The 6,000-nt window shown below is 32.8% G+C and carries 6 protein-coding genes and 1 pseudogene; 1 reads left to right on the forward strand and 6 read right to left on the reverse strand.

Annotated elements, in window-relative coordinates:
- Positions 1–503: 503 nt before the first annotated feature.
- Genes EKM03_RS03865 through EKM03_RS03875 form a run of 3 tightly spaced genes read right to left on the reverse strand, consistent with a single transcriptional unit; the run spans position 504 to position 2,054 of the window.
- Positions 504–860, reverse strand: a complete 357-nt coding sequence (locus tag EKM03_RS03865; RefSeq protein ID WP_126456257.1) for a type II toxin-antitoxin system HigA family antitoxin — start codon at positions 858–860, stop codon at positions 504–506.
- Positions 861–865: 5 nt separating this feature from the next.
- The gene (locus tag EKM03_RS03870; protein WP_126739904.1) at positions 866–1,138 is read right to left on the reverse strand and encodes a type II toxin-antitoxin system HigB family toxin; all 273 of its coding nucleotides are present in this window, start codon (positions 1,136–1,138) and stop codon (positions 866–868) included.
- Positions 1,139–1,154: 16 nt separating this feature from the next.
- Positions 1,155–2,054 (reverse strand): IS1595 family transposase, encoded by a 900-nt coding sequence (locus EKM03_RS03875; protein WP_126739898.1) that lies wholly within the window; start codon positions 2,052–2,054, stop codon positions 1,155–1,157.
- Between the two features lie 611 nt (positions 2,055–2,665).
- Here EKM03_RS03875 and EKM03_RS03880 point away from each other — a divergent pair.
- Positions 2,666–3,200, forward strand: a pseudogene (locus EKM03_RS03880) (transposase); the annotation flags it as partial.
- 293 nt (positions 3,201–3,493) lie between these two features.
- Here EKM03_RS03880 and EKM03_RS15070 read toward each other — a convergent pair.
- From EKM03_RS15070 to EKM03_RS03890, 3 genes are all read right to left on the reverse strand, one after another.
- Positions 3,494–3,640, reverse strand: a complete 147-nt coding sequence (locus EKM03_RS15070) for a hypothetical protein (protein ID WP_197037221.1) — start codon at positions 3,638–3,640, stop codon at positions 3,494–3,496.
- Complete coding sequence (locus EKM03_RS03885; protein WP_197037222.1) at positions 3,627–4,211, reverse strand: zeta toxin family protein; 585 nt, start codon at positions 4,209–4,211, stop codon at positions 3,627–3,629. The genes EKM03_RS15070 and EKM03_RS03885 overlap by 14 nt, the downstream gene beginning before the upstream one ends.
- 599 nt (positions 4,212–4,810) lie before the next feature.
- Positions 4,811–5,878 carry a tetratricopeptide repeat protein gene (locus EKM03_RS03890; RefSeq protein ID WP_126576668.1) on the reverse strand — a complete coding sequence of 356 codons (1,068 nt, stop codon included), beginning with the start codon at positions 5,876–5,878 and terminating at the stop codon, positions 4,811–4,813.
- Between the last annotated feature and the right edge of the window lie 122 nt (positions 5,879–6,000).

A 6,000-nucleotide genomic window follows, 5' to 3' on the forward strand; every position in this document is an offset into this window, starting at 1 on the left:
TAAGTATTGGCAGCCCGTCTGTAATCGCTACTGAACAGTCTAGCCTTTCCAAATGTATAGATAATCTTTTATTACAAATCATCAAAATGACTTTTTTTTTGCTGAATGCTTTTGGTACTTCATTGGTTGTGAGTTTTTCTACTATTGCGCTCTAATAATTCCCGAATATAGCGTAAATCCGTTTCGTTTACTAAGAAATGTGTCGCATAGGGATTCTATTTGGGACTTTATTTGGTATCCTGGTTTCTTAACTTTTTATGCTGGTAAAGTTAGCATGTCCACGCTACAAAAAAAGAGGCTCGCTTGCCTCTTGTAATTCTCTCTAAAAACTTTACGACAACTCCATAGTGTTAACGGACGTACAATCGGTTCTCCCGTAAAAACGGGACAGGCTGTTCAACCCGGGTTTACCTCATTGAATTTATTTTTGTTGGATTCGGTGATTATAATTCATTGTTGGTGCTGCGCACGCAACGAAACCCTAGCTGTTGGCAGTCGTACTTTTAATAAGTTTGAATTAAAACGTCAGTTGGTATATGAAGCCTTTCGTGTAATTGTCTTATCATTTCCAAAGAAAGCTTTCTTTTTCGGTTTAAAATTTCGCTTGCACGACTTTTCAGACCTATAATATTTGCTAAATCATTTTGGTTGTAACCCATTTGCTCCATTCTAAATTTAATTGCTTCAATGGGGTCTGGTAAGCTGATAGGAAATTTTTCATTTTCATATTTGTCAATTAAAATACCGAGCACCTCAAGTTCGTCTCCTTCAGGAGAGCCATTTTTTGCATCAAAGATTATTTCAAGTCTTTGTAAAGCTTGATTGTAATCGTTTTCTGTTTTTATAGGTTTAATTTCCATAATATTTAAATTTCATTTGCATTAATCTTGTCATATTCTGCATGCGTTCCAATAAATCGAATCCAAATCATTTGATATTCATAAGTTAGTTTAACTATCAATCTGTAATTATTTCCTTTAATATTGAAAACTATTCTATTGTCATTTAAAATACTAGCACTAGGATAATCTAACTTTATTTCGTTTGGGTTTTTCCATTCAGCTGTACTTGCTTCTTGAAACCATGATTTTAATTGTTGTTCACAATCACCATGTATCTCCCAAAAGTCTTTTAATATTTTTTGAGGTGTTCATTTATTTACTTATTATAATATCTTGATATAAAACCTTTTGAGTTTTCATCATTCTATTTATCAGTAGGTCAAATATGTTTTCCTTGTAAATCGACCTATTAATTCGATAACTAAACTCGTCTAAATACTTCTGAATATGTTCTTTATGAACCCAAGAAAAAGTACTTCTTAACCAAGATTTTACTTGATGAATTATAGTATGCAATTCTTTTGAAGACTTGCCTTTATCGCTTTTAATTTGTTTCAAATCAAACTCTTTTTTTAATGGATTATAACCCGTCCATTTGTCAGTTTTTATAGATGCAGATTTAGAAATATGTTTATCAAATATTTTGCGTATTTCTTTACACGAATAATCTTCAAGTTGGTCAAAATATACTCTTTTGATTCCGCCAGTGTCATTTGTTTCAACAGCGATTATCAACTTCTTTTTTTTTGAATTATTGCTCCTTCCTTGCTTGAGATCTTCTTTACCGCCAAAAACAAATTCATCGACAAAAACCTGACCAATCATTGGCTGTGAAGTACTACTTGCCATACTAATTCTAACTTTTTTAATGAAATTAGTGGCAGTAGTTCTACTGATTTTTAATCGTTTTGCAAGTTGTTTTGTAGAGAAACCTTTTGTAGTTGCGCTCATCTCAAAAACAATTGTAAATGCTTTTCTCAAACCAAATCGAACTCTGTGAAAAATTGTATCTACAATCGGGCTTTCAATATGATGGCAAGCGTTACAATCTCTTGCAAAATTCTTTTTGCGAATAGTGAATTTCGTGTGATTACATTTAACACATTTAAAACCTTCTTTCCACTTTATTTCCGCCAAATATTCTAAACAATCTAAATCCGTTTTGAACTTATCGGTGAATTCTAAAATACTTTCTCCTGTAAATTTTTCCATACTTTAAATATACATAAAAATCATAAGTATTTATCGGAACACCTCAAAATATTTTTTTAGCTACTACTCTCAAATGTATTAATTTTTTTCAAAGATAATAAAAAAAAGTTCCCGAAATGGGATTTCTATTTTTTCCGTCGCAAGTGTGTATGACTGCCAACGTCAGTTCGTCTAAAAATCTCTAAACGAACTGTATTTTGTTACTCATTGAGTAAATACCTGTGATTTAAACTACAATTAAAATTCGTTCTGGCAAAATTCGCTTATGAATATTAAAATATAACAGTCCGTAAAAAGGGTTAAAAATTGTTTTTAGAGTCCCAAAATATAAAGCCATCTTTTTTAGGAGATTGCACTGAATACGAACAAATCCGGAGCAAAGTGAACACCTCATTCCGGTTCAAACTGGACAGTTTTGATGATAATTTTTAGCTTCGATAGCGCGGATTTGCAATCCGTGCCCGTAAACAATATCGAAATAATTCTAATAAAACCACTTCTATTTCACACTCTAAACGGGCACAATTTCTTGCTGAATCATTCTCTTTGTGGGCACGGATTGCAAATCCGCGCTATCGTTGTCCGAAAAATCAGATATCCGCGCGATCGGGGTTGTATTTGCTAAGAAACCGTTTGGAAGTCCAAAGTCAGTGGTGGAATATTTGGGAAGATACATTTCACCCCCATTAGAAACCCCGATGCATTTTTGATTACTATTTTTTTTGGATTTGTGTTTCTAACGGGGCACGTAAAATTGCCAATAGCAACCATCGAATTAAGAGCATTGACCAGCAAAACGTGACTTTTGAGTACAAAGAGTATCGTATGGTGGGTGTTAAAAAACAAATGACACTCACGCACAAAGAGTTTATTCGCCGATTTTCATTGCATATTTTGCCCAAACGGTTTGTAAAAATAAGGCATTACGGTTTTTTGAGCAGCACTTGGAAGCGTCAAAAGCTCAAGCTTTTGCAGGAAAAGCTGCAAGTGAAGGTGTTAGAAAAAGTAGAAAAGAAGCCTTTTTTACCCAAGTGTCCGTGTTGTAAAACAGGAAATTTACACCGGATAGCAGTCTTTGACCAGCGTGGTCCACCTGCTTGGTATCTTGGCGGTAGCCAAAGTTCAAATTCCTGTCCCGCTAATTAGCGGGATGGGTAAGGGAACTTCTGCTCAAAAGTGATGGAAAACACGAAAAAAAACAAGCTGAAACCACGCTACAAAAAAAGAGGCTCGCTTGCCTCTTATAATTCTCTCTAATTTTTTTTCGATAAGAGCATAGCGTTGACGGACGTACAATCGGTTCTCCCGTAAAAACGGGACAGGCTGTTCAACCCGGATTTACCTCATTGAATTTATTTTTGTTGGTATTCGGTGATTATAATTGATTTTTCGTGCTGCGCACGCAACGAAACCCTCGCTGCTGGCAGAAGTGCAAATATTTACGGTTTTAGTCTTACGATTTGGTTATCTTTCAATATTATCAATTCGCTATTCATTTTCTTTTTGAATTCGATTAGTTTTTCATAAACTTTATCCATTCCTTCTAAAATCTTGGTTTGATTTAATGTTCTTTTATGCTTTTTCATTGTAATATTTTTTAAGTTTATCGAATTTCATTTCATTTAAAATGTTTATTTCTGTTTCTAAAGTTTTTTCAGCAATCAATTCAGGTTTCCCTCCTGAATTATCAAAAATCATAACTTCATCAACTATTGAAAGATAAATTTCAAATAAGTTTTTAATCCCGTTTTTATATCTACGTCGAATAACTTCTGTCTCTATATTATGTCCACCTTCCAATACTCGTGTTTTTACTCTTTCAATTGCCAAATCTACGTTTTGCAACCAAAAAAAAAGTAAAGTAACAGTATAATTTTTACTCTGAGCTTTTATTACTTTTGACTTATAACTTTTGGTAGCTAAAGTAGTTTCAAAAGCAAAATTTTCATTAATTTCAAGAAGTTCATTAACTCTCTTTATCATTATTCTTCCAGCTTCAAATGAAACTTTTTCGGGCTGAAATGGCGATAATCCTTTCGCTATTTCGTCAGCATTTACAAATTCTTTACAGTCTAAAATATCAGGTAAAATAGTAAAAGAAGCGGTTGTTTTCCCTGCTCCGTTGCAACCTGCAATTATGTAAAGGTTTTTATTCATAATTGCAAATATAATCAAATTCAAAATTGGAAACTATTCTTTTTCGATTTCTGGATTTTTTTGAGATTACTGCCAACGTCAGTTCGTCTAAAAATCTCTAAACGAACTGTATTTTGTTACTCATTGAGTAAATACCTGTGATTTAAACTACAATTAAAATTCGTTCTGGCAAAAGTTGCTTTATAGATATTCCGGGTCAAACTGGACCGGTGATTCCGGAGCAAAGTGAACACCTCATTCCGGTTCAAATTGGACAGTTTTGATGATAATTTTTAGCTTCGATAGCGCGGATTTGCAATCCGTGCCCGTAAACAATATCGAAATAATTCTAATAAAACCACTTCTATTTCACACTCTAAACGGGCACAATTTCTTGCTGAATCATTCTCTTTGTGGGCACGGATTGCAAATCCGCGCTATAGTTGTCCGAAAAATCAGATATCCGCGCGATCGGGTCTCGCTTGCCTTTTATAATTCTCTCTAAAATCTTTACGACAACTCCATAGTGTTGACGGACGTACAATCGGTTCCGTTCAACCCGGGTTTCATTGTTCGTGCTGCGCACGCAACGAATCCCTAGCTGTTGGCAGAAGTATTTTCTACTTGATGTTTTTCCATTTATATTCTTTTGACCAATTGTAAAATTTGTCTAATTCTGTTTTATCATTTTTAATCCAATTTTTAATGTACTCTTCTTCCGATGATGCAAAAACAATATAAGCAAATGGCTCCAATAAATTATTTTTTTTCAACTCAACAAAATATGGTGCAAAATATTCCCAATAGAATCCAAAATTTGTCTTTTTAGTTTCAGATAAAGAAGCACAAATAGTTTCCATTTTTCTGATAAAGTTTTCTATTTCTGTTTTATCTTTATTTTTATCGTCAAAATCTAAAGCAGAAGTCATTGACAAAATCATATTAGTTGAATTAAAATTATTCTCTTTTGTTTTTTCTCTTTTGTCATCAGAATCTAAGTCTTTTGGATCGATACTTAAACTTATTGCATTTTCACCTGTTTTTTTGACACCTTGCATTAACAATTCTTTTAAACTTGCGAGATTTTCTTTAGACCGATTTGTTTGAGGTTCAATAATTAAAAATCTGCAAAAAGATAAAATTGCTGGAATTCTGTTTCCTTTAGCTTTTTCAAGTCTACCAAGTCCATTATTTGAACTTGAATGTTTAGGATTTTGTAAAAGTGCGTTCTGAAAACATATAATTGCTTCGTCATTCTTTTTAACGCTTGCGTAAGTAACTCCTTTATTATAGTATAACTGATAATAATCGGGAAATTTACTAATACCTTCAGTATAGATTTCAATAGACTTGTCAGTTTTATTTTGACCGTCAAGCGCGTTTCCATAGGTAACATAGACTGTTTTAAGTTTTGTATCGTTTGGATTTGATTCAATAAGTGATTTACATATTGTTATTGTTTTATCATATTCTTTTAACGACAAAAGTGAAAAAGCTTTTTCTGTTAATGCTAAAACATTATTTTTATCTAATTCTAATGCTTTGTCATATTTATTTATTGCACCTTCAAAATCTCCTTTGTCGTGATAAGGAATTCCTTCCTCAACTAATTTTTCTGCTTCAACTTTATTTTGAGAGAAACAAAATGGAACGCTCAATAATAGCGATAATAATATAACTTTTTTCATTCGTTTTAATTTTTCTTAATTCTACGATTTTTGGTAAAATTTCTGCCAACGTCAGTTCGTCTAAAAACCTCTAAACGAACTGTATTTTGTTACTCATGGAGTAAATATATGTTATTTAAACT

The organism is Flavobacterium sp. GSP6 (genome assembly GCF_003984855.1).
Lineage (GTDB): Bacteria > Bacteroidota > Bacteroidia > Flavobacteriales > Flavobacteriaceae > Flavobacterium.

Coding starts and splice junctions, on each gene's coding strand:
- EKM03_RS03865 (WP_126456257.1), bottom strand. CDS start 860: ATGGAAATTAAACCTATAAAAACAGAAAACGATTACAATCAAGCTTTA.
- EKM03_RS03875 (WP_126739898.1), bottom strand. CDS start 2,054: ATGGAAAAATTTACAGGAGAAAGTATTTTAGAATTCACCGATAAGTTC.
- EKM03_RS15070 (WP_197037221.1), bottom strand. CDS start 3,640: ATGAAAAAGCATAAAAGAACATTAAATCAAACCAAGATTTTAGAAGGA.
- EKM03_RS03885 (WP_197037222.1), bottom strand. CDS start 4,211: ATGAATAAAAACCTTTACATAATTGCAGGTTGCAACGGAGCAGGGAAA.
- EKM03_RS03890 (WP_126576668.1), bottom strand. CDS start 5,878: ATGAAAAAAGTTATATTATTATCGCTATTATTGAGCGTTCCATTTTGT.